This is a genomic window from Brevibacillus laterosporus (assembly GCA_007833815.1).
GTDB lineage: Bacteria > Bacillota > Bacilli > Brevibacillales > Brevibacillaceae > Brevibacillus_B > Brevibacillus_B laterosporus_D.
The window spans coordinates 20,328-40,841 of sequence record CP033462.1; the positions used below are offsets into that span (position 1 = coordinate 20,328).

The window sequence follows — 20,514 nt, forward strand, 5'->3', positions numbered from 1 at the left end:
CCCTCCTTTATGCCTGCTTGACCGTAATCGTGTGTGTATTCCAACCACCGATTCTCATCTTCTGCACAGCTGTATCACGATTCACTGTTGATCGTGCGATTATGGCTCCTTTTTTGTAGCTGTTGACCAGCTTAGGAAGGGTTATCTTCCCTGATCCAATTGCTGTAATTGTTTGGTTCTCAAAAGCTACATCATCACAAATCGTAACTTCTTGTCCAACCGTGAAGCCTGTTGTTGAGGCAACAGAAATAGCCACAGTAGAAACACTAGAGGCTAGTGCTGTTGTGGCATAGGTTTTCGTCTCATCCAATTGTAAAACTGGGTCGGTCTGCCCATCATAGGTATCTGCAAATCTTGCCTGTGCTCCTGAGACTCCGCGGCTATCAATGTCTAAATGTGCTTCTATCCGGGAAATACGGCGACTCGCTTTTTCAATCAAAAAGTGGGCATTATAAATCCCATCCTCAATGTAATTCAATCGAATTTCATCTACAGGCGTACCTGCAATCTGTTCCCACGCAGGGATAATGGAAACTGTACCGTCTTCATTTTGATGAAAGTTGTATGTGTTGGGGCGATCAACAAGACGGTTGATGTGGAGCTGTTTTTCATACGCCAAATTATTCACCTGCCTTCCATTGCAGTTCAATCGGTATGCTTAGAGCGATTTCTCTAGGGGGCTTAACAATATTGATTTCATCTTGCCAAACGACTACTCCATTTGAATCTCTAATGATTCGTTTTGTTATCCTACCTGTTCGCGAATCGACTAGACGTAGCAAAAATGTTACCTTTGTCGGTCCTTGGTGAGTCACAAGTACGGGAACGGTCATAAGTTCTCCGTCTAATTCTACTTCCGCGCTGTAGAAAAGGGACTCCAATGCGTTTGTCTGTCGCTCTAGGGCATAGTTTGTTAGCATAAGTCGTTTTCACCTCCGGCATAGAATGCGCCACAATACAAAGGGATGCTCTCATAGATGGGTTCTGAACGATTGGTGGAATAGGTTAATATGTTAGTCAATCCGCCAATGCGAAATGAATGGGCATAATGAGCAAGCTTATTTCTCCGGATATATTCCTCCAACAGTGTTAAATTTAAATGAAAACTGCTGGTCACTGTTAAGTGATAAAGAACCGAATAATTATTATGATTCGGAATAACCTTTGCTACGCCGCTCGATAGGACCCCCAACGCCTTCTCAAAATCTTCCGTATTAACCGGACCGTCTTCCTCTTGCATTCGAGCCAGTAATCGGGATCTACGCGACTCAACATCAAGTGACGGATCAGGAGCAAGACCGTATTCTATTTCTCTATCAGACAAAGTAAGAACTGCTGTCGAAACAGATGATTCTAATTCGACTTGATGAGCAAGGTCATAGACGTAATCTAGCGAATTACCAATGCCATTAAAAAATCGTTTGTTTCCTTCTAATTTAGGGTTGAGCCATCCAGAAGGAAAGAAACTAAAGAGAAAATCTTTAAACCCCATTCCATCACCTTATTTCAAGCTTATTTCCCCAACTATGGCCATTTCATCTTCAGCTAACACCCTATTTTCAAGAGGATGTTCCATGACAAAATCAAGTAAGATAGGGTTTTTCTTTTTCGAGTCTGTCGGTTCAAACGTTTGTTTTGCGGTCGTGATGAGATCCAGTAATCGAATGATACGATCTTTATTAGATGTTTTCTCGATATAGTTTTTTAAATTGTCTATTACGTAAGGAGATCCTGAATTAAGATCAAAGCCAAATGTCCAAACGGTATGGGATAGAGTAACGTTGATTGTTACTGGTTTAGGCCCAATGACAAGAATGCCACCTTCATTCATGCCCGCTGCCGCTTTCTTATCAACAAAAGCTTGGCATCGCTTTATGACTTCCTGATCTGGAATACCGTTAACACCGGTTATGATAATATCGATCGTTCCATTACCTCGACGCAAAGGAATCACTCTAGCTGAAACAACGCCTTGGACTGTCTCTGCCCAAAATTTATAGTCGTCTTCAGCACCACCGCGCCCAGGTCTGCGTTTTCTATCCAAAATTCTTCCACGATAGACTTCCTCATCTTCCAGGTCGGTTCCGTAACTAACTATCTTTGAATCAGTCACGTAGTCAAAGCCTGCTTGGGCAATAAGGTTGATAGAATTGGGTAGCACATTCCCAACTTCACCTTCTTGTTCACATTCAATCAGCACGTTTTCAACGGAGCTCTGACCAGCAACAATTCTCTTGTTTTGGCCTTCTAACACTCGAAACATGATGGGTGGGCTGCTACCGTTTGGCGTTGTTGTTAACAAGAAAAGATCAGGAACAGGCGTGTCCTCATATACAGGTGCACTTTTCCAAATGGTTACAGAGTGAACAGCTTTCAGAGGCTGTTTCCGATCGACACCGGATTCTGACCCTCTCTGGTCCAGTATTTCGCCCTTTGCCCCAAGGGTGGTTATTTGTTCATACACGGATTGGATCACGATAATAATCGCAAACAGAGATTCCCGTAGGGCAAGGATTAAGAACTTGATAAACCACTGATTCGATAAATCCGTAATCACTTTTCCCTCACCCGCTATATAGGTGACAAGTTCTTGTGTGAGTTCATCTTTTGTTGGAAATTTCAATTCTGAGTACCTCCTTTAGAATCTCCATTCCATCTCTTGAGGTGTTTCTTCTCCGCGTATCCGCACCGTTGCTTGTACGAAGATCATGTCTTGCTCAGCGACTTTAACCAAGGAAACGTCACATCGTAATACTTCCTCAATCCACCCGTCACCTACCATCAATAAGCGCTGAGTGACTTCGGATTCGGCTGCTATCTTAGCTGCTAACTTATTTTCTTTTGTAAATGGCTTGCCCAGATAACCTCTTAACGTACTGCCGTACTCAGGAAAGAATGAACTCTCTCCTAAATCTGCCATGCATCGTAGATACGCTTGCTGTAAAACGTTTCGTTCGCCTTCCACCATGACAATTTCGTCACCGTTCCAAACGATTTCGCCATTTGCGATCATTACGTCATTTCCAAAGTCCGTCATTGGTCGCTCACCGCCCCTTGATCAATTAGTCCAAGTACAACGTACTGCTCATGGCCCATTCCAGTAATAGCGCCCACCAATACTTCCTGTCCTGGTTTGTATGGCCATTGAGGATCATGTTCGTCATGTGTGTGTACTCCATCTGGATCGGGGTGGTCTTTGTGTTTTGGTATGGGATAGAAAGTGTCTTTTAACACGCGACACCATCCGGATTCATTGCCGTAGGGTTCCAAAACGACTTTTAGCAAGCGCTCTTCTTCATTGACCCCTGTAATGACCGCGAAGGACAAACTGGATTCTGGTAAAGAACGTCTAGTTGATTCCTGTTGTTCCGAATAAAATCTACTCATCCAAAGTTACCCCCGTCTTCCGCTTCCAAATTGGTGAAATCAATCTCGGCTTCTATCCCTGAATCAACTTGTCCAGAGATTGTTAGCTTTGATGTAAAGTAATCTTGAGATAGGCCAGTGCCTACCCCTCTCAAGGAAATACGCCGATCGATCTGCACATTTGGAAACCAATCTGTTTGAAAGGAGCCGTAGACCTGTGTCTTGGAAAGCTCCTCTAGTTTTTTTCTGGCCAGACGTTGAGCTTGATCTCGTGTGACGTTTGGATAATAGTAGCGAAGCGTTTTTTTCTCTCCGGACGATGATCCTGCAAAAGAGGCTTTTTCTACAATCCGCTGTCCTTTGAGATTTCCTTTGCCCTTTTTCTTCGCCCTACCAGGTATCCACGAAATAATCTCAACGATTAAGTTTCTAGCAGCCTTTGGAGCCCGTTCGATCTGAAGCCCGGGTTTAATGTTATGACCCCATGTAAAGATGACAGGTTCTAACATATAGTTAGGTAGTTTTTCACGTGGTCCGAAATACCACTCTGTTCCCCGAACGTGTGTGGTAAATCCTTCGTTCTGTGCAAGGTACAAAACAAAATCCCAATGGGATACTTCCCGTTTGGCATTGGCATGGTCTTCTCCGATATACTCACCAATAAAGGTATCTGTTGCCACAGGTACCACCGGTTTAAGGTTGTGTTGAGCAGCAATTTTTTTAAAAGCCGCACTGGCCGTTAAGTTTTGCATTTTAATAGATTCCTTAAAATCAAAAGCCCTTGCTCCATACGATCTGCCTGTAATGGTCACAGTCTCGCCTTCAGCGAAATTCCAAACGGGGTAGTCCATGTCACCTTCAATAAGCTTTTGTAGAGCGCCCTCTCCCTCAAACCCCAGCTCAATTCCGACAATTGCAGGTCCTGCTACAAGTGGTGACGACTTGCTAGGACCGCTATATAGAAGCTCGTGATCGGGCAATTGCTCTGTTACTTCCCACGGTAAAGTCACCTCGTAATTGTCGACAGACCCTAGCCCATTTAGCTCCACACGAAAAGAAAGCCAGTGGGGTACCGGCTTTCCATTGATTGTGATTTTTACGATAGGGGTTCCTGTAGGTCGGAATGGGCCTGAGCGATTGATTAATGGATTGTTAAACATAGATCACCCATCCTGGCGTAAGTTTATGAGGGCCGTTCACCAGTACCTTTTTGTTACTATTGTAGATGTCTTCCCATTTTTTCTTCTTTCTTTGGGCGATACCTGAAAGTGTATCTCCTTTTTGGATGGTGTATTTTTCTTTACCTGCAGGTTGTTTATTTTGTGCAGGAGACGATTTGCTTTTCGCTACGGCTTGTACTGCTTTTGCAATGGGATCATTTTTTTGAGAACTGCCACTACCCTTTTGGGAAATGACCCGTTCTAACGTAATAGAAAAGGGTATTCGCGTATTTGTCTTGTGATCTGGTGAAAACTCGCTAATAACCACAGGTAGCGAATATTTTTCCGTTTCAAAGATAATCTGTTTTCCAGCCGTTCGCATATTTCCAATCCGTATCATCCGATCGTAAGCATCCGGACCAATAAAAATACCAGTCCAGGTTATCGGCCGGTATTGTGGTCCCATATTTTGGATACTTACATCCCCACCAGGGAATCGATTAATAGCTAATGTTTGTTGTCCACCTAATGGTATTTCATCTGGCTTTTCGAACGTTTTTAATTCTATTCCTCCAAGGACAACTTTCATTAGTTAATCCCTCCAAACGCACCGCGTCCCATAGTCATGTTCGCTCTTTGAGTAGATCGGCCAAGCTCATTCATGACTTCACGTTTAATACGTTTAACTAATGCTTCGGAATCTTCTCCTGGTTGTTGATAGATATTGAAATGTAAATCTGGTAGTTGTGTTTTGTCGCTGTATCCAGAACTTTTATTTTGAGAGATTCTACTGTTGAGGTTGGGCTGAACTTCAATAGACCCATTCAAGTTACGACGTAAAGTATCTGCCACTGACCCCGCCGCTGACTCTAAATGTGGAAGATAATCAGTAATGCCTGAGCTGAGCATTTTCATTAAATTAGGAGCCCATTTATCTGATTTCGAAGCAGGCCCTTTCTTTGTTGGAGAGGACCAACCAATGAAATTCTTAACGGTTTCGGAAACATCTTCAACTGATTTCTGTACCCAAGCAATTCCGTTAGTTATGCCTTGAGCTAGCATCTTCATTAAGTTTTCACCCCATTGAACCGCTTCAGAAGGTAGAGAAGATAACCAGTCCCATACAGCCGATGCTTTCTCTTTAATGTATTGCCACAAGGCAGTCATTTTGTCTCGGAATCCTAAGAAATTGGTATTCCAAGCCACTATACCAGCTACCACTAAAGCTGTAACTCCGGCTATAATCCATGCAACTGGTCCTAGTCCAATTATCCAAGCTAATGCAAAACGTCCACCCATCCACAATGCACGAGCAGCCAACCAAGTAAAACTTCCGCCTAGTTTCGCAATTTGCAAAAGCCCTATTCCAATTAGCTTTGCATTCGACCCCATAATTCTAGCGAACAGACCTCCGAAGCGAGTGATGATGGGAAATATACCAATCATTCGTTTGCCTACAGCAAAAAAGGCGGTACCGATTCGCGTAATTCCTGATACACCAGGTATTTTTTTGAGAAGGCCAAAGGTTTTAGTTAGTAGACCACCAAACAGTTTAAGTTCAACTTTACCCTGTACCCATGCGGCAAAAAACTTAACAGGACCCCCGATTCTACCTACAGCGCTCATTACCCCTCTTAGCTTACTTAATGTCGATACAGTCTTGTCGAGGGCTTTACCGCCTATAAATAGCGCCCCTATTCCTCCTGCTGTTTTTAGCCAACCAGGTGGCTTCCATGACAATGTTTCTTTTCCTTCTGGATCGTTACCCACTTTTTCACTTTTTCGCGTGAAACCAAGGAAACTTTCTATTTTTCCTTTATTTGTACTTATCCATCCTTCTATCCGCTTAAACTGTTCTTCTAACGAGTCGCCAACAGCTTTAAAAACCGGAACTACATTTACTTTGAGCCAATCGACCACAGGAGATATGGACTCTTTTATTCCTTTCCATACAGCCTCTGCATAAGGCTTTAACGTATCCCAATTTTCATAAATTAGATACGCTGCCCCTGCAATAGCGCCTATAGCAAGAGTAATTCCTCCACCCCAAAATAGAATGGATCTAAAACCAATCCCCATCATTTGGAGAGCTAGTTGCATTCCTTTAAATGCTGAAACGGTAACAAGAACCGCTCCGCTTAGTATCAAAAAGATGCTTGTGCCCATTGCCATTGTGGTCATAAATTTTGTAACAGCCGGATTATCATCTAAGTATTTAATTACTTTCGCAAGAGTTTCAGTTAAAACGTTAAAGGCTGGTATCACCATTTCCATGATCGGCTTCCCGATTTGCAAGCCAATCGTTTCTAATTGCCCAGACGCAACGTGTTTTTGACCGACAAAGCTCTGCCGGATCGTATCTATTTGGTCGTGTAAGTGTTTCTGTTGCTCCATTTGTCCTTTTAGCTTTTGAAACATCTCCGTATGACTTGAGATTATGGCAAAATCCTGGCCTTGCTCACCAAAAATATGATTCATCATGGCAGCCCATTCAAGGTCACCACCTGAAAATGCTTTTCCAGTCATACTTTTAGCTGATTCTTGAATTTTTTTAAGATCATCAGCAGATGTTTGCGATATAAACTTGGTGCTATTACTACTTTTTTTCTTAAAAACTTCGTATTTATTGTGGAGAATATCTATCATTTCAGCATAGCTTTTAATGTGGTTTTTATCTTCTAATAGTGCGGCATTATCAAATCCTACAATTTTTTTTGCGCCACCCTTTGAAGTAACCTCTTTAATACCTTCTAACAAACCTGCTTCTGCCATAGCAGCTAACTGCTTTTGGCCACCTTTTGTATTCAAATACTTAAAAGGATTTACTCGCTCGGCAAAATCCTTAATGTGGGTACCTGCCATTGAACCTTCCACGCCTGCTCGGGCAGCCATTGCAGTAGCCAACAAGTTGTCTTGTTCTGTCCAACCAAGGTGTTTAACTACAGGCATGCTGTATTTAAAACTTTCCCCTAGACTTTCAGAGCTAGCATGCGTTACGTTAATAACGCGGTTCATCGTATCGGCAAACTCTTGCATCCTTTTTAAGTCGTTTGTGATACCTGCATCCTCGGCCATACGCGCAAAGTTGTACGCTGATCGTTCTGCTGAACCAGATTTCCCCATACCTACTTCAATTTCTGCTAAATAGGTCGACTCCTTCAAAACGTCGTTTAATACGTCTTTAGAGATACCAGCATGGGCGAGCTCTAGATCAATTCCAAGTACTTCTTTTTGGGAGAACAGGGTCTGCTGTGATAGATCCTGTGCTTTCTTTTCAAGGTCTACAAGTTGAGAATCATCCAGATTTAAGCCGTACACTCCTCCTAACTGAATTAGTTGCATTTGTACGTCCCCAGCTTTATCAGCAAGTTTTTGAAGGGCATACAAACCCGCTGCTCCAGCTGCTCCGATTGATGCACCTACCCATCCAAGGTTTTTAAAGTACTCCATTTTCTTTTGTGTTTCCTGCGTAGCTCGATCCATCATGCGGAACTGACCTATCACGTTTTGTGCACCCGTAGATACATGATCAGCCAACGAGACAGCAATAGCTAAGTCAAGAATAGTACTCACTTAAATCACCTCCAACAAAAAAAGACCGCGTATTGGCGATCACGAGTTAAATTGTTACTTTCCTCAAGTAACATCCATAGATATAGGAATCCTCCGATTAAAGTCGCACCGGAGGATTCTTTTCTAACCATTCGCTTGAAATTATCATAGTAGCTGCAAGTGTCACATCATCCATTTCCATTGATTCAGTTAATGAAATTCCAGCCCCGGTATTTAAAGCAAGCTCTACTCTGTTTCTGAACCAGGACTGTTCAGTGAGTTTTTTGCCGCTTCCTCAAGTTTAGCTTTCTCTTCCGGAGTTAGTACCACCTTTTCTACTTCGTCCCATTCCTCATATTCAAAGCTAGCCATGAATTCAAGGAGTCCAGTAAGATCTTCAGGAATTTTGACTTTCTCCCCATCTACGCTTTCTATAGCAACTACTGCCTTGACTAAGATTGTTAGTGTAATTCCACCAAGATTTGCTCCACCTTCCCCTTGCACGGTAGAAAGAAGATTACGTTCAATAAAGTGGTGCGGGCCTTTCTTTTTACGAAGAGTAATTTTTTTACCTGTTGATAGTACTTTTTCCATGTTTAATTCCTCCTATAGTGGTACACGCTTAGTAGCGTGCCAGTTGATTGAATTGTTGATCGGTTTGTTGTTCCCATCGACATCCGCTTTGTAGCCATCGAATGTTACATCGGTAAACTTGTACTTTTTCACTGTGCCATCTTTATAGACCCGAGTCGTAAAAATAAGAAAAGACAGGGAATCTCCTGTCTCATCTTGGTATTTAATTTGAGCATCGACAATAGCATCGTAAGCACCGTTTGTATCTTGACCACTGATAGAGCCTTTCCATCCACTGTGCATGACTTGACGCCATTCACTTTCTTCACCAATAGGTGCCTTTTTTTCTTCGGTAGTAATTACTTCTTCAGACCACTTTAGTATTTCAGGTGACTTTTCCAATACCCTACCGTTGTCGTCTGCCAGTGCAATTACTAGCTTTTTACCAAGTAAGCCCGCCTCTGCCATTAAACATCCACCTCCACGTTTGTACCGCCTTGATAATTCAACAGAATCCAATCGGCTGTATTGTAATGTTTGACTTTCAACTCTTGGATGAATTGGTCAATGGATCGTGCTTTGGAATCAAATCGAATAGAGTAGCTTTCGATCTTACTTGTCTCTAATTTATTGGTTGGTTGCACCAAATTATCAAAGAATGTCCGAATGCGCATGTCTGCTGCTTCTCTCATCGGTTTGGTCATCGCTTTACCTTGCCATGGTGCGGCTACAGCTTCTAGTTGCTTTTCGATCCAGCTATTCAGACGACGACGATTTACTTTTCGATTCTCGTTGTCCGCAATAGGATTGCCGGCTACATCGTTTTTAGCGAGTGTATAGTCGTTAGCCATGCGCCAGGCATAAGATCCATCACCTTTGGCAGATGGCTTGAGTTGAAACGCTGCTATCTGGTTGTTAAAGAGCTCCTGGTAGTCTTCAAATTCCAATTCCTGATCAGTACCAACAATCCAATTGCATTCTACGGCTAGACCAGAGTCTTCAATTTGTCCTCTTACATGGGCGATAGCTGAAAGGCAACTACCAGAAATACGTTGACCAGTCGTAGAGTTGTAATAGCCGTAGACCATTTGGCCAAAGTCGCTATCAAATTGTTCTCGATATTCAGAGGCATCCGTTATCGTTTGAGCATTCTTTGTCCCCGTGTAAGCAATAAAGTTATGCTTTTCACCAAGAGAAATTAATGACTTATCTACCTCTGGGCTGGAGTAGTTGATATGGGCAACGTCTGTCACGATGCTACCGATGACTCCTAGCAGTTTTTGACCAGTTCGAACACCAGTACCTGGATCAAATGTACCGATTCGGTCTGCATCTGTTATAGGTGCTCCATTTGAGCCATTTTTTAATTGGGTTTTAGCCATTACTATTGGTCGTGTTGTATCAAAATCGCTGTCCTCTTTGACGTCTTCATACACAAAATGCTCGCTAGTGGATTTGATTACTTTCTCCACGTAACGAGCATCATCTTGATTCTTAGATAGGTTGTCGTAAGTTTCAAACCCGCCTAAGTCCGACCACAAGATCAGCTTAAAGGTGTTTGCTTTCGTTCCTTCTTGCACTTCAACAGTGAAAATATTTGCGTATTCACCTGGACCGGCTTTTGGATAGATGCGTGCAGTATCTTTGTCCTCGCGATCCTTGAGTTGTAGACTAGCCGTTTGATGCCCACTACCCAGTACACGTACAAACGCAACCTTTTTAATTCTTGCGTGGTTCAAGTGGTCCAGCAGTTGATTGCCAGCATGTTTCTTTGTATATGGCCCAAGAATGGGTTCAGCAATTTCAGCTAACCGCTTGGATGGTGTTTCAGAAATCAACATGTATTTATCAATCGGGCCTCGGTCAAATTCACCGATAAAGCCTAAGATAAAGTGTGATGTACTTACTTCTTCGCTTTGAGGTACAGGCAGTTCGTTTACATATAACCCAGGTGGGTAATCCTGTAGCGAAGTCACTCCGCGTAACATGGTCAACAAGACCAGCTCCCTTACGTTAATTTTGGCTTAAATTTAGATACATCAATAGCGTTGACTTGCTCCTCCACTATCAGCTTTCCTGTACATTGATAAGTCGCATCCACTTGGTAGAGATTAGGTTCACCACGTGGTGGCAGAGGTGGGGAAGTAATGAATATCTGCACAAGGTCCCCCCACTTATCTTCCGGAATGACTATTTCGTTTTCTGTTTCGATGTAGGCTAGGAACTTAGTTGATAGTTGTTGTGCCTGGCTTGGTCGCTCAGCAAAAAAAGACACTTGAATGAGGTATTCAAATCGTACAGACTCTGTACCCACTGTAAAGGTTCCGTTGCCGTTTGAAAGAATACCGTGTGGCTCGTGTTCCCTCATGAGAGCTTTCTCAGATGTGCCGCTAACATGCGTGATATTGGCGGCAGGAAGCACTCTTTTTTTTGTCTCAATAGGGTTAGGGATATCATCAGTCACGAGAAATCCAGAACCATGAACAGTCTTTATGGCATTTTCAAGGGCAGTATAAACTGAAACTAGTGGATCTCTCAATGCCCAAGCCTCCTTATCTGTTTAACCACTTCTTTTTTAGCTATCTCTTTAATTTTAGCTTTATTCTCATGTAAAGCAGGGCGCAGAAAAGGTCTGGCAGGTATGTTTTTTGCCTCTAATCCAAATTCATGAGTGGCAGCATAACTACCTGGATCACCTTTCTTGCTATTTGATTTTCCAGTAGCAACCCCTACATAAACAACGCCTTTCTTGATTTGCTTTTCATCTGTGGTGATTGCCTGTCTTAAATGACCAGAATCAACCAATGGTGAATCGTCGTTTCCGCCAGCTCCCCAAGAACCATGCTTCTTCATATATTTCCTCCCTGCTCTTGTTAGGGCGCCGGCTTTTGTTTTGGACATGTGTTTTTTTCGAATGGTTTCTGGTCTAAGCTTTACCCACGATTTATATCCACCAGATCCAGCTTGGTAAGTACCGAGCTTTTCTTTGGCTGCTCCCATCACAATGGATGCGCCTTTCTTCAATGCATTTTTTTCTGCTTTAGCCATCAAATTCGGGATGTTACCTAACGCTCGATACAAGTCGTTAAAATCACCCATTATGACATCGACCTCGCTTGGCATTCTTTTATGATGAGGTCACCGGCTAAGGTTGCAGGGGAAGCCAAAATAATGTTGAAATGCTTGCCGTCATAAACTAGCACTTTGCCTTCTTCTACTACTTTTTCAGGTGATTCTATGCCCTTTTCGATAGAGATAAAGTCTAGCTTTTGAATTGGATTATCTCCTAATGCAGTAGCTTCCTCATCGATAGAATGACCTGTGACGACTATTTTGATCGTCTCTTTTATGGGTTCGGGTAGATCGTTATCGATAATAGATAGCCCGCTAGACATTTTTTCACCCGTCAATGTTTGCAAGACAGCTTCTACCTCGTAGCCTTTTTGCTTGATGTGACGATCAATAATTCTTTTGATTTTCTTGGCCAACTTTGAGGCATTCATTACGTCCACATCCCTATGGGCTTCTTCACCGATTGTTCATAACGTTTCTGGCGGAAATTTGCTTCCTGTGCGATTTTATCAAAGTTATCAAAGCTAATTTGAAGGCCTTTGCCCAGTTTTAAGCCGCTGATCTCTGCGCCCTCACGAACAATCTCATATAGGATCTTCGCCATGCAGTAATCTAGTAAAATTCTATGGTCTCTTACTGATAAGCTTTCAATTGTATGGTCTGCGTAGTAATGAAACCTTAGTTCAGAATGGCCAGCAGGTGTTGAAGGAGTTATCAGGGTGCGATCAAGAATCTCATACCCCGCTAAGCCTTCTATCCATGTTTGATAATCTTCTGGAAGCTCGTATTCTGTCACACCTGGTACTAGCTTTATCAAGCCCTTTCGTCTTCTTGGACGGTAACGAGAATAATCGTAAAGTGCTTCTGTCAATCTACTGATTAAGTCATCGTTAGAATAGAAAAAGGGCTCCTCCATGTCTCCTAGCTCATAGCGTAACTTATCAACTAGCTCCATCATGTGTATTCGCCTCCAAGAACTGCTTATACAATTGCAGACGTTTTTCTTTATTGCTAACCGCGTCTGCGTCCTCGACAGAAACAATTAGATTTTCTACTAGCACTTCTTTTTGTTTGACTGCATCCAATTTGTCGAATTGCTCTAACGTAAGAAACTCCTGGGCTACTACTTCATCAGGAGTGGCTTCATTGGCAGGATCGATTTCATTTTTCACCACTTCTTCCAGTTCAGTGGGAATCGGTTGAGTGTAATGCTCCTCGTAAGACTGGCCAGGGTGAATCATCTGGCCCGTTAACGGATGAAGAAATGAGCAACCTGTATTTAACTTCATAATTATTACCCCCTAGCTATTGAACAATTTGATCGTGCGATATGGCGGATTGTAGGTATTTCCAGCATCATCAATGACAAGAGGTGTGGCAATTGCTACTTGTTCAGTTGCAAAGTACTGGCGTGCAGAAGTGATCTTCATATTCTTAGGATCAAAATACGGCTCAGGTCCTTCGATGGACATAGGGCTACCAATACCAAGGCGGGTCGAATTCACTTTACCAATGAGTAAACGTTGATCACCTGCTACCCATGGTGTGTTCATTTCGCCGATCTCCAATCCATTACGATTAGCGAACCACATTTGGCCTTTCAAAAGATTTGTTCCTTCGGGACTTGCCCACTTATAGAACAGTTCAGCATTTTTAAAGTTAACCATTGCATTCAGGCTACCAAGTACAAAGTCAGGCGTAACGTAACGTGGGGCACTGCCCATGTAAGCTTTTTCGTAGTCTAGTTGCTCTAATAGTTTATTAAAATACAAAGAACTACGACCGTTATACGATGCAGGTACGGTTATGTCCAAGAAAGATACGTTTGTTGCGTATGCATAGCTAATAGTAGGCAAGGCCGACTCGATTACTCCAGATGAGGCTGTAAAGTATGCTTTAGCATTTTCAAAATCAATGGCATAGTCCCCGTTATTAATAAGACCTTTGATCGGGTCCCATGTACCGCGTTTTAATACAGTGCTACCAAGCTTAACCACGATATCATTAACCATAGCTGACTGCTTGCGTCCAGATTGATCCAACCATACTTTTGCACGAGGTCTTACAATTGGGGGCACTTGCTTAAACTGAGTACCAGCGCTATTTCCACAAAGTAAAGTTAATACAAAGGCTGCGTTTGAACCGATGGGAACTTTACCAGCAGATGGGGAAAATTCAGTAGCCGCTGCTTTCTCGTCCTTAACGGTTATAGCACCATACTCATCTGAAACATGTAACATTTCGAGACTAAGTTTTTGATCTATAACTCGCTGGTACCGTGATGCAAGGTTTGCTAGATTGCGCGCTAGAGCATCATAACTTAATGGTCCTGTCTGTAATTCGTGTTGAGCTTCTTTAGAAAGAACCGTACCTCGTTTTAGCCACTCTCCACCGAACTCTAGCAAGAACGTTTCAACGCCCTCAGTTGTGATACCATCGTATTCGCCTGTCACAAAATCATCCTGTGTAAACAAATCATGACCTTGGAACTCAACAGGAATTCTATAGGTTGATCCAGAGAAAGGTTCCGCCATGACTAATTGTGCAAAATTCAAATCTTGCCATACCTGGTACATAAAAGCGTGAGAAATTAACGATGCTTGGGCAAAGTCACCCGTTTTACTCATTGCGCTATCAGTAATGGCTCCGCCCTGGAAAGTCTGAGCTGCATCGTTTAATTCGTTCATGTGACGACGATATTGCTCGTGGTTGTCTCGTTCCATCTTAGCTAGGACACGATCCAAGTTTTCTTTGTTGGCTTTACGCAATTCGCTATCAACTCTAAAATTTCGATCCACTGATCTCAGTCGGTCGTCAAGAGCAGCCATCATATTGTCCATGACAGGTCTCCACGATTGCCCTTCTGCACCCACTTGAACTTCCTGGTTGATAATTGCCGCTCGACCAGAAGGAATGCCTAAATTCTGCTTTTGGTTATCTATTTGAATAGCATCAACAAATGCTTGTTCCGTCTCAATAAAAGAGGCTACTTCAGAAGCGTCCATAATGGCTGCGCCCTTTTGAAGTAGCCCATCTTTTACTTGTTTGTCGTACGGAAGTGCGTTGATTGCATCTGTTAATGCTTGCTGTGCTTCTTCTTTCTTACGATTTGCCTCTTCTTGTTGTTCACGTTGTTGTTTATCCTTACGCAGCCCTTCCAACTCGTCCGTTAATGCCTGTTCTTTTTCCTTAGCTTCGATAGCAGCATCACATACCGCTATATCATCGTGGCCAGGATTTTGTTTCTTCCATGTACGTAGTTCAACTAATGACATTGAAAGGAAATTCTTTTTCATTTTATCATCCTCCTTGGATAGTGAATCTAAAATAGTTTCTACGGTTGAATCCGTTAAAGAAATGGGAGTAGTAAAGGCGTCGGGTTCAGCCGGGTTCAATACAATGTCCCAAGTGTATAGAGATAGTCTCTTTGCAACCCCGACGTTCTTGCCTTCTACTTTGGCTGTAATGATGTCACCTGTCATACGATTTGAAAAGCCGATCGGCAGTCCTTCATCTAACATCGCTTGGACCTGTTTTCCCATGTCTGTAGCCAAAGGTTTATATTCAGCCCAGACGATACCACTTGCATCAATGCTGGCGTCACGGAATACAACTGCTTGATTAGGTACACTAGAATCAAAAAGCACCCTACCATCTGTGCCTTTGTAACAGCGAGGGTGTGGGTGCTCTCCTGCATATGGAAAATTAGTAGATTTTAATGAATCGAGGGCCGCCTGATAAACAGCTTTTGGATAGAGCCGATTGTTGCCATTGATTGCGTCAACTTTGGAAACAGGTTGACGATACCAACCTGATGATTTCCCCGCTTCATCCATGATTGGCACAGCTCTTGAAAAACAAAGTTCTCTTTGATCTTCTGCACTATCTTCTAAAACAGAAAAAAGTGGTTCAACTGAGTCAGTAAAACCCATTCTTGGCTTCTGCTGTTCGCCAGTTTCCTCTTTTGCTGCTTCTTCAACGGACCAAGTACTAAATTCAGCCCTTGCTTTTGCATCCATTGCCTCATAGTAAATACGACGGTCCACTTCTGTTAGTGGAGTATTGGCCAAACTTTTCTTTATGGTCAGAAGAGCAATAGCGCTGTTTGCTTCTAAAATCTGTTTCATCAATGGGTCATCGGTTAATGCATCTTTTATGGGTTCTTCATCCGCCGTGAAGCCTACTTTTGCAAAGTACTGTAGATTCATTTCAAACAGTAATTTGACCTTGAATCTCTGTGTAAACACGTTTTCTCACCCTTTCGTTACGTCATTGATATTGATTTCAAACCAATCATACAAAACCACCACCTTTCAACTGCTATTCATCCACTGGCAACCAACTAACCCTGCACAATGGATGGGCAAGACCTGGATAGTCGTCAATGTCATATGTTTTCCCATGCCTAGTTCGGCATTTATCGCAGGTGCGCATGTCTAAAACCTCATCACATTGGACCCTCTTAATGCCAGCACCTTTATAGGTTCGAATTTGCATTCGATCGTAAGCCCAGCTTAGTTCGTTTCTGGCTATAAGGCTGGCTCTTTCCTTATCCATGATGATCGGCTCTAACCTCTTTGTTATCTTACGCCAACCAAGGTTTTCTTCGAAGCCGTTTGCCAACTCTTCACGAATTCTTTTCATGGTCGTTTCTTCCATGCCTTTAATTCGTTCGGCAGATTGCTGAAGTAGATCCTCTCTTATGTCACTTCGCACGATGCGTGGCTTGATCTCTGTTGTAAGAAGTGATGTTGCCTTTTCTGCGCCCATCACACCAGCTAGAGTCATTGCTTTGACCAACGACAGCTGAAGCTTACCTTGTTCAGCTTCCCATGTTTCTTCAAATGCATTCAGGATCTCATCCTCGGCATAATCCAAAATGATAGAGTCCGTTACTCCTTCATCAGCCTCATAGCTGGCAAGACGTTTATTTACGGCATTAAAAAAACGAAGGACTGTCTCCTCCGCTTCGACTTCAACCTCTTTAAGTTTTGATCGATCTTCTAACGCCACATCCGTGATCGTTTGTTTGTCCTTTTCTTCGTCAAGTTTCACATCTTCTTTAGGTGGAAGTGACTTGGCTACCAAGGCGACATTGCGAGCCTTCTCCTCTTCAATCATCATGGCCATTTCCACTGGGTCTTCAATATCGAAGTCACTCGCGATTGTTTGAATAGCTTTGATGTTTGTAACAAGGGTATCGCCACCATTGGCACCACGCGCTCTCTGTACACGCTCTAGGCGTTCTAACGCTGTTTCGGTTGTCTTTGTACTCCAAACAACATCGTAGGCAATAGAAGAAGGATTAATGCCTGCTAACAGTAGCTGTAAATCTATTAAGCCTCGATAACCACTGTATGGCCCGATGTCTCCGTATTCTAGTAAGTCTGTCATATCGTCCAGAGACTGAAGGTACTGTGGGTACTGCACCTTTAAGATGTCTCTATTCAAGTTCTGGCCACTTGTTAAAATAGCTTTTGGAACACCGAGATTTAACCATATTAGATCGTCAAAATATTCGATATCAGCCATTTCTGACAGGTTTGCATCACCTTGCACAGCTTTTACATCTGCTGTACCGAAAAAATCACTCAGCAGGTGAGAATTTTTAGTCGGATCACCGTGATCATCGACCAATCGGTTTTGCTTTGCGTACTCCAATGCGTCAGAAATACTCGTTCCATCAGGCAACTTGTGACTATTCTTCTGAACAGATCGAAATTCCCTGCGTACGGCTGCTGCCGTCTCCATTTTATCTAACTTTCTATAGAGTTTCCTAGCAGTTGCGTAATGAGAAGTCCCGTAAAGTTCTGTTTCATCGGACATCCACCGAATATGATTCATCTGGTACAGGGCAAAGTCTCCTCTTGAAACAGAGGGTGGACCAATTTCCAGAAATGAATTGATCTGTGTACGTGGGTCGATTTGACTAAAAGCTCGTTCTGGATCTGTAAATATCCCATATTCATCAGCATTGCGCTTCATCGTCAATGCAGGTGCTCTGACAACATCTAAAATAAGTCCTCTAACATGATCAACCACTGCGTTCAAAAAAATATCTCCATCACGTAGTAACACCCGTATATGTTCGTTTGATTTCGAGGAAAGCTTAGTGCGCCGCATGAAATCATCGATAACTTGTTGGGCAACATTCGCACCAGGGACAAGCCTCTTAGGTTGTGCTTTTCCTAGCATTTTCATATGGCTACGATGAGCCTCACTACCTTGGACGATTACCTTGCATCCACCACGGGTGGCATCAGCACCTAAACGCAGGTTCGTTATCCTGAACCGTAGTTCTGTTTTGAAAAGTTCTCGGACCTCACGAATGATTTGTATGCGATCCGTAGACACATTAAATTGATCAAATATATACGTTTGTGGTGATTCTGAATTAGAAATTCTTTTCACTTCATCGCTTTTGCCAATACCTTTTTTCTCGTATCCAAAGTAATCAAACACCTTGTTAGTTATTTTTGAAGCGATACTCAAGCCTGTTCACCTCCTTGCTATGCGAATAATGAGTCTAAGTCAGGCATGATTGAGAAGCCATAGGCCTTTATTTGCCCTTTGTGTGTGTATTTTCGCATCTCCCAACAGATCATATCTGCAATCAAGATATCGTCGTGACAGCCAACTTGATGTTGATGCTTACCGTTCTTCTTGATGAATGTCCTCATTTCGGACAGCTGTCGTTTGGACGGCACATCAATTTCACCCTCTTTATAGTCTTGTCGATAGTTTTCTACGAGAATGGGACGAGTCTTTGGTGTAGTTGGCCACCCAGGACGCCTTTGCATTTCTTTCGTCTTAGAATCGTAATCGGCGTGATAATAAAGGTTAGGGTAATCATGATTGTGAATGAGTACTGCTAATACAGCATGTCCGTGATTATTCCGTTCAACGCCTAACAAAGCGTTATTGTACTTATGACCCCACTCATCCAGGATGTTAGCAAACTGAAAAGGTTCCTCTTTGCATTGGCACTCAGCTACCTTTTCTCCTGTGCTCCTTTTACGAATAGAAAACGTTGAGGAGTCGTGATCGTCATCGTCTAAACCTTCTGCCACGTCAGCCCCCGCGTCATATAACTCACCTTCTATGGGTTCTTCCCACACCCAAATATCACCGTCATTATGTGTTTTTATTGGGATTCGTGCACTATTCAGATCCTTGTTGACCTGCTCTTGATTAAAGCTCGATCTACCTGAAACTAAAAATGCTTCCTCTGGAAACGCAGGGTACTCCTGTTGGAACGACTTCGGATCGCCTCCACACTTGTTTTTTATTGTAACTTGTCGCCATTTTAATTGTTCTAACGTGAGGTTGAATCGTTTTCTAAGCTCAATTTCGTCTGTCGAAAGTTTCTCCTCGAAAAGTTTCTTCTCAGCGCTTGTATTAAACGGTTCAGCATAATCGGGATTTTCGTGCCAAGCGACAAATATGGGGGTATAGTCGTTTTTACCGTTTACAGCTCTTTCCCACATCTGCTGAAAATACTCTCCTATACCGTTTGCTGTGGACTCAATGATACACAATGTTCCTGGGGCATCTGATAATGCTTGTAGCAATGACAGCATGTGCTTTGATTGTCTATTTTCAGGCCAGAACGCAAGCTCCGAGATATGCAAGTAATGAATCGTCCCAGAACGTCCGAGAGATTTCTTCTCAGCAGATGCAACAGTAATTTTCGATTTCAATCCAGGATTACGTTTTTTATCAGATTCAAATGACGTTGGATTTTCAAAGGTAAGCTTTTTGCTGTTGTCGTGCTTTTTCATGGGCTTGTAGACTGTCGGAACCATCTCATAATACAACTTGAACATATCGAACAGGTTGTTAACAGCCTCATCCTCATGAGCAACGATGTAAGAGTTTTTGGCTTCTTGAAGAGAAGTAAGATAATACACAATCGCCTCCGCTAGGGTAGAAAATCCTAATTGACGGGCTTTAAGGATAATGATTCGAACTGCTTTACCTTTAGATATAGCTTCAAAGATCCCCCTCGCTAATTTGCGTTGAGCTGTATTCAAAACAAATGGCAAGATAACTCCTTTTGTTGTTTTTATCTTGAGACACTTCTCCGAGAACTGTTCAAAACTCCTTAGTATTTCAGAAGCCTTTTCTCCTTCAAGAGGATTCTTCTTTGCTAAATCACTAATCTTTTTCAGGATTTCTTTCGCAAAAGTAATGTTACTCATCTAGAAAACCGTAACCTTCGTTTTCTACTTGTTTCGGCTTCTGTTCACCATCATTGACCCCTAGCTCCCTCATCATTCTGACTGTCGTCATTCGGTCCATGTTAATTTTAGAACGTGCAGAAGGACCAAGCCCAAGCCCCTGCATGGTTTGCATAGCTGAACGCATGAATGTGTTATAGGAATTAAGTAAAGGCTGTGCCTCAACCCTTTGATTCTCATGTATGACCATGCCTTCCTTGGCAAAATACATCTCACATAGAGCAAGTACAGCCAATTGCTTGGCAAGCATTTGAGCGACTGGTCTATCTGCTTCGGAAATGATATCAATGTCCATTACCGCATACTCTACTTGATCCTGGTACTCAGCCAAGAATGCGCAGTCTGAGTCTTCTTGGAATCGTGGACATACCTCTTTTTTAATGCACTTATTGCAGGGATGTACTCCAGATTTAATAAACGGGAATACGCCATGCCTTAAATTCGGTTGTTCTGGACGCTGGGTTAGCAGCCCTCTTATTTGCTTTTTCTTAACCTTGCGTATCTTTGCCATTTGAAATTCTCCTTCCTTGAGACTCCAAAAGAAAAAGACC

General features: G+C 42.7%; 21 protein-coding genes. All 21 read right to left on the reverse strand.

Translation table 11 applies throughout. From position 1 onward, the window contains the following. Positions 1-7 precede the first annotated feature (7 nt). On the reverse strand, positions 8-628 hold the full coding sequence (locus EEL30_00845; protein ID QDX91060.1) for an integrase: 621 nt from the start codon (positions 626-628) through the stop codon (positions 8-10). Further along, entirely contained in the window at positions 621-920 is a 300-nt protein-coding gene (locus tag EEL30_00850) for a hypothetical protein (GenBank protein QDX91061.1), read from the reverse strand. Before EEL30_00850 ends, EEL30_00845 begins: the two co-directional genes overlap by 8 nt. Next, a complete protein-coding gene (locus EEL30_00855) occupies positions 914-1,492 on the reverse strand; it encodes a DUF2313 domain-containing protein (GenBank protein QDX91062.1) in 579 nt (192 codons plus the stop codon). Before EEL30_00855 ends, EEL30_00850 begins: the two co-directional genes overlap by 7 nt. Before the next feature lie 9 nt (positions 1,493-1,501). Then, on the reverse strand, positions 1,502-2,623 hold the full coding sequence (locus tag EEL30_00860; GenBank protein QDX91063.1) for a baseplate J family protein: 1,122 nt from the start codon (positions 2,621-2,623) through the stop codon (positions 1,502-1,504). A gap of 15 nt (positions 2,624-2,638) precedes the next feature. After that, positions 2,639-3,037: a DUF2634 domain-containing protein gene (locus EEL30_00865; GenBank protein QDX91064.1), complete on the reverse strand. Its 399-nt coding sequence runs from the start codon at positions 3,035-3,037 to the stop codon at positions 2,639-2,641. Further along, complete coding sequence (locus EEL30_00870; GenBank protein ID QDX91065.1) at positions 3,034-3,387, reverse strand: hypothetical protein; 354 nt, start codon at positions 3,385-3,387, stop codon at positions 3,034-3,036. The genes EEL30_00865 and EEL30_00870 overlap by 4 nt, the downstream gene beginning before the upstream one ends. Next, entirely contained in the window at positions 3,384-4,526 is a 1,143-nt protein-coding gene (locus EEL30_00875) for a hypothetical protein (protein QDX91066.1), read from the reverse strand. Before EEL30_00875 ends, EEL30_00870 begins: the two co-directional genes overlap by 4 nt. Beyond that, positions 4,519-5,115, reverse strand: a complete 597-nt coding sequence (locus EEL30_00880) for a LysM domain-containing protein (protein ID QDX91067.1) — start codon at positions 5,113-5,115, stop codon at positions 4,519-4,521. The genes EEL30_00875 and EEL30_00880 overlap by 8 nt, the downstream gene beginning before the upstream one ends. Further along, entirely contained in the window at positions 5,115-8,009 is a 2,895-nt protein-coding gene (locus EEL30_00885; protein ID QDX91113.1) for a phage tail tape measure protein, read from the reverse strand. The genes EEL30_00880 and EEL30_00885 overlap by 1 nt, the downstream gene beginning before the upstream one ends. Before the next feature lie 315 nt (positions 8,010-8,324). Next, complete coding sequence (locus EEL30_00890) at positions 8,325-8,672, reverse strand: hypothetical protein (protein ID QDX91068.1); 348 nt, start codon at positions 8,670-8,672, stop codon at positions 8,325-8,327. A 12-nt stretch (positions 8,673-8,684) separates the two neighbouring features. Further along, complete coding sequence (locus tag EEL30_00895) at positions 8,685-9,119, reverse strand: hypothetical protein (protein ID QDX91069.1); 435 nt, start codon at positions 9,117-9,119, stop codon at positions 8,685-8,687. Beyond that, on the reverse strand, positions 9,119-10,648 hold the full coding sequence (locus EEL30_00900) for a phage tail protein (GenBank protein QDX91070.1): 1,530 nt from the start codon (positions 10,646-10,648) through the stop codon (positions 9,119-9,121). The genes EEL30_00895 and EEL30_00900 overlap by 1 nt, the downstream gene beginning before the upstream one ends. A gap of 11 nt (positions 10,649-10,659) precedes the next feature. Beyond that, the gene (locus EEL30_00905; GenBank protein ID QDX91071.1) at positions 10,660-11,190 is read right to left on the reverse strand and encodes a hypothetical protein; all 531 of its coding nucleotides are present in this window, start codon (positions 11,188-11,190) and stop codon (positions 10,660-10,662) included. Beyond that, positions 11,187-11,750, reverse strand: a complete 564-nt coding sequence (locus EEL30_00910; protein ID QDX91072.1) for a hypothetical protein — start codon at positions 11,748-11,750, stop codon at positions 11,187-11,189. Before EEL30_00910 ends, EEL30_00905 begins: the two co-directional genes overlap by 4 nt. Beyond that, complete coding sequence (locus tag EEL30_00915; GenBank protein QDX91073.1) at positions 11,750-12,154, reverse strand: hypothetical protein; 405 nt, start codon at positions 12,152-12,154, stop codon at positions 11,750-11,752. Before EEL30_00915 ends, EEL30_00910 begins: the two co-directional genes overlap by 1 nt. After that, positions 12,154-12,681 carry a hypothetical protein gene (locus tag EEL30_00920; protein ID QDX91074.1) on the reverse strand — a complete coding sequence of 176 codons (528 nt, stop codon included), beginning with the start codon at positions 12,679-12,681 and terminating at the stop codon, positions 12,154-12,156. Before EEL30_00920 ends, EEL30_00915 begins: the two co-directional genes overlap by 1 nt. Further along, positions 12,665-13,012: a hypothetical protein gene (locus tag EEL30_00925; GenBank protein QDX91075.1), complete on the reverse strand. Its 348-nt coding sequence runs from the start codon at positions 13,010-13,012 to the stop codon at positions 12,665-12,667. Before EEL30_00925 ends, EEL30_00920 begins: the two co-directional genes overlap by 17 nt. 12 nt (positions 13,013-13,024) lie before the next feature. Continuing rightward, a complete protein-coding gene (locus EEL30_00930) occupies positions 13,025-15,931 on the reverse strand; it encodes a hypothetical protein (protein QDX91114.1) in 2,907 nt (968 codons plus the stop codon). 112 nt (positions 15,932-16,043) lie between these two features. Further along, entirely contained in the window at positions 16,044-18,215 is a 2,172-nt protein-coding gene (locus EEL30_00935; GenBank protein ID QDX91076.1) for a phage head morphogenesis protein, read from the reverse strand. Between the two features lie 17 nt (positions 18,216-18,232). Continuing rightward, positions 18,233-19,924, reverse strand: coding sequence for a DNA packaging protein (locus EEL30_00940; protein ID QDX91077.1), 1,692 nt, complete (start codon positions 19,922-19,924; stop codon positions 18,233-18,235). Further along, positions 19,917-20,474, reverse strand: coding sequence for a hypothetical protein (locus EEL30_00945; GenBank protein QDX91078.1), 558 nt, complete (start codon positions 20,472-20,474; stop codon positions 19,917-19,919). The genes EEL30_00940 and EEL30_00945 overlap by 8 nt, the downstream gene beginning before the upstream one ends. Between the last annotated feature and the right edge of the window lie 40 nt (positions 20,475-20,514).

Bases quoted from the DNA above. Each gene is read 5' to 3' on its own strand.
- EEL30_00895 (QDX91069.1), bottom strand. From the start codon at position 9,119: ATGGCAGAGGCGGGCTTACTTGGTAAAAAGCTAGTAATTGCACTGGCA.
- EEL30_00910 (QDX91072.1), bottom strand. From the start codon at position 11,750: ATGGGTGATTTTAACGACTTGTATCGAGCGTTAGGTAACATCCCGAAT.
- EEL30_00945 (QDX91078.1), bottom strand. From the start codon at position 20,474: ATGGCAAAGATACGCAAGGTTAAGAAAAAGCAAATAAGAGGGCTGCTA.
- EEL30_00930 (QDX91114.1), bottom strand. From the start codon at position 15,931: ATGAATCTACAGTACTTTGCAAAAGTAGGCTTCACGGCGGATGAAGAA.
- EEL30_00875 (QDX91066.1), bottom strand. From the start codon at position 4,526: ATGTTTAACAATCCATTAATCAATCGCTCAGGCCCATTCCGACCTACA.
- EEL30_00850 (QDX91061.1), bottom strand. From the start codon at position 920: ATGCTAACAAACTATGCCCTAGAGCGACAGACAAACGCATTGGAGTCC.
- EEL30_00920 (QDX91074.1), bottom strand. From the start codon at position 12,681: ATGATGGAGCTAGTTGATAAGTTACGCTATGAGCTAGGAGACATGGAG.
- EEL30_00925 (QDX91075.1), bottom strand. From the start codon at position 13,012: ATGAAGTTAAATACAGGTTGCTCATTTCTTCATCCGTTAACGGGCCAG.
- EEL30_00880 (QDX91067.1), bottom strand. From the start codon at position 5,115: ATGAAAGTTGTCCTTGGAGGAATAGAATTAAAAACGTTCGAAAAGCCA.
- EEL30_00885 (QDX91113.1), bottom strand. From the start codon at position 8,009: ATGGATCGAGCTACGCAGGAAACACAAAAGAAAATGGAGTACTTTAAA.
- EEL30_00855 (QDX91062.1), bottom strand. From the start codon at position 1,492: ATGGGGTTTAAAGATTTTCTCTTTAGTTTCTTTCCTTCTGGATGGCTC.
- EEL30_00870 (QDX91065.1), bottom strand. From the start codon at position 3,387: ATGAGTAGATTTTATTCGGAACAACAGGAATCAACTAGACGTTCTTTA.
- EEL30_00915 (QDX91073.1), bottom strand. From the start codon at position 12,154: ATGAATGCCTCAAAGTTGGCCAAGAAAATCAAAAGAATTATTGATCGT.
- EEL30_00890 (QDX91068.1), bottom strand. From the start codon at position 8,672: ATGGAAAAAGTACTATCAACAGGTAAAAAAATTACTCTTCGTAAAAAG.
- EEL30_00865 (QDX91064.1), bottom strand. From the start codon at position 3,037: ATGACGGACTTTGGAAATGACGTAATGATCGCAAATGGCGAAATCGTT.
- EEL30_00940 (QDX91077.1), bottom strand. From the start codon at position 19,924: ATGAGTAACATTACTTTTGCGAAAGAAATCCTGAAAAAGATTAGTGAT.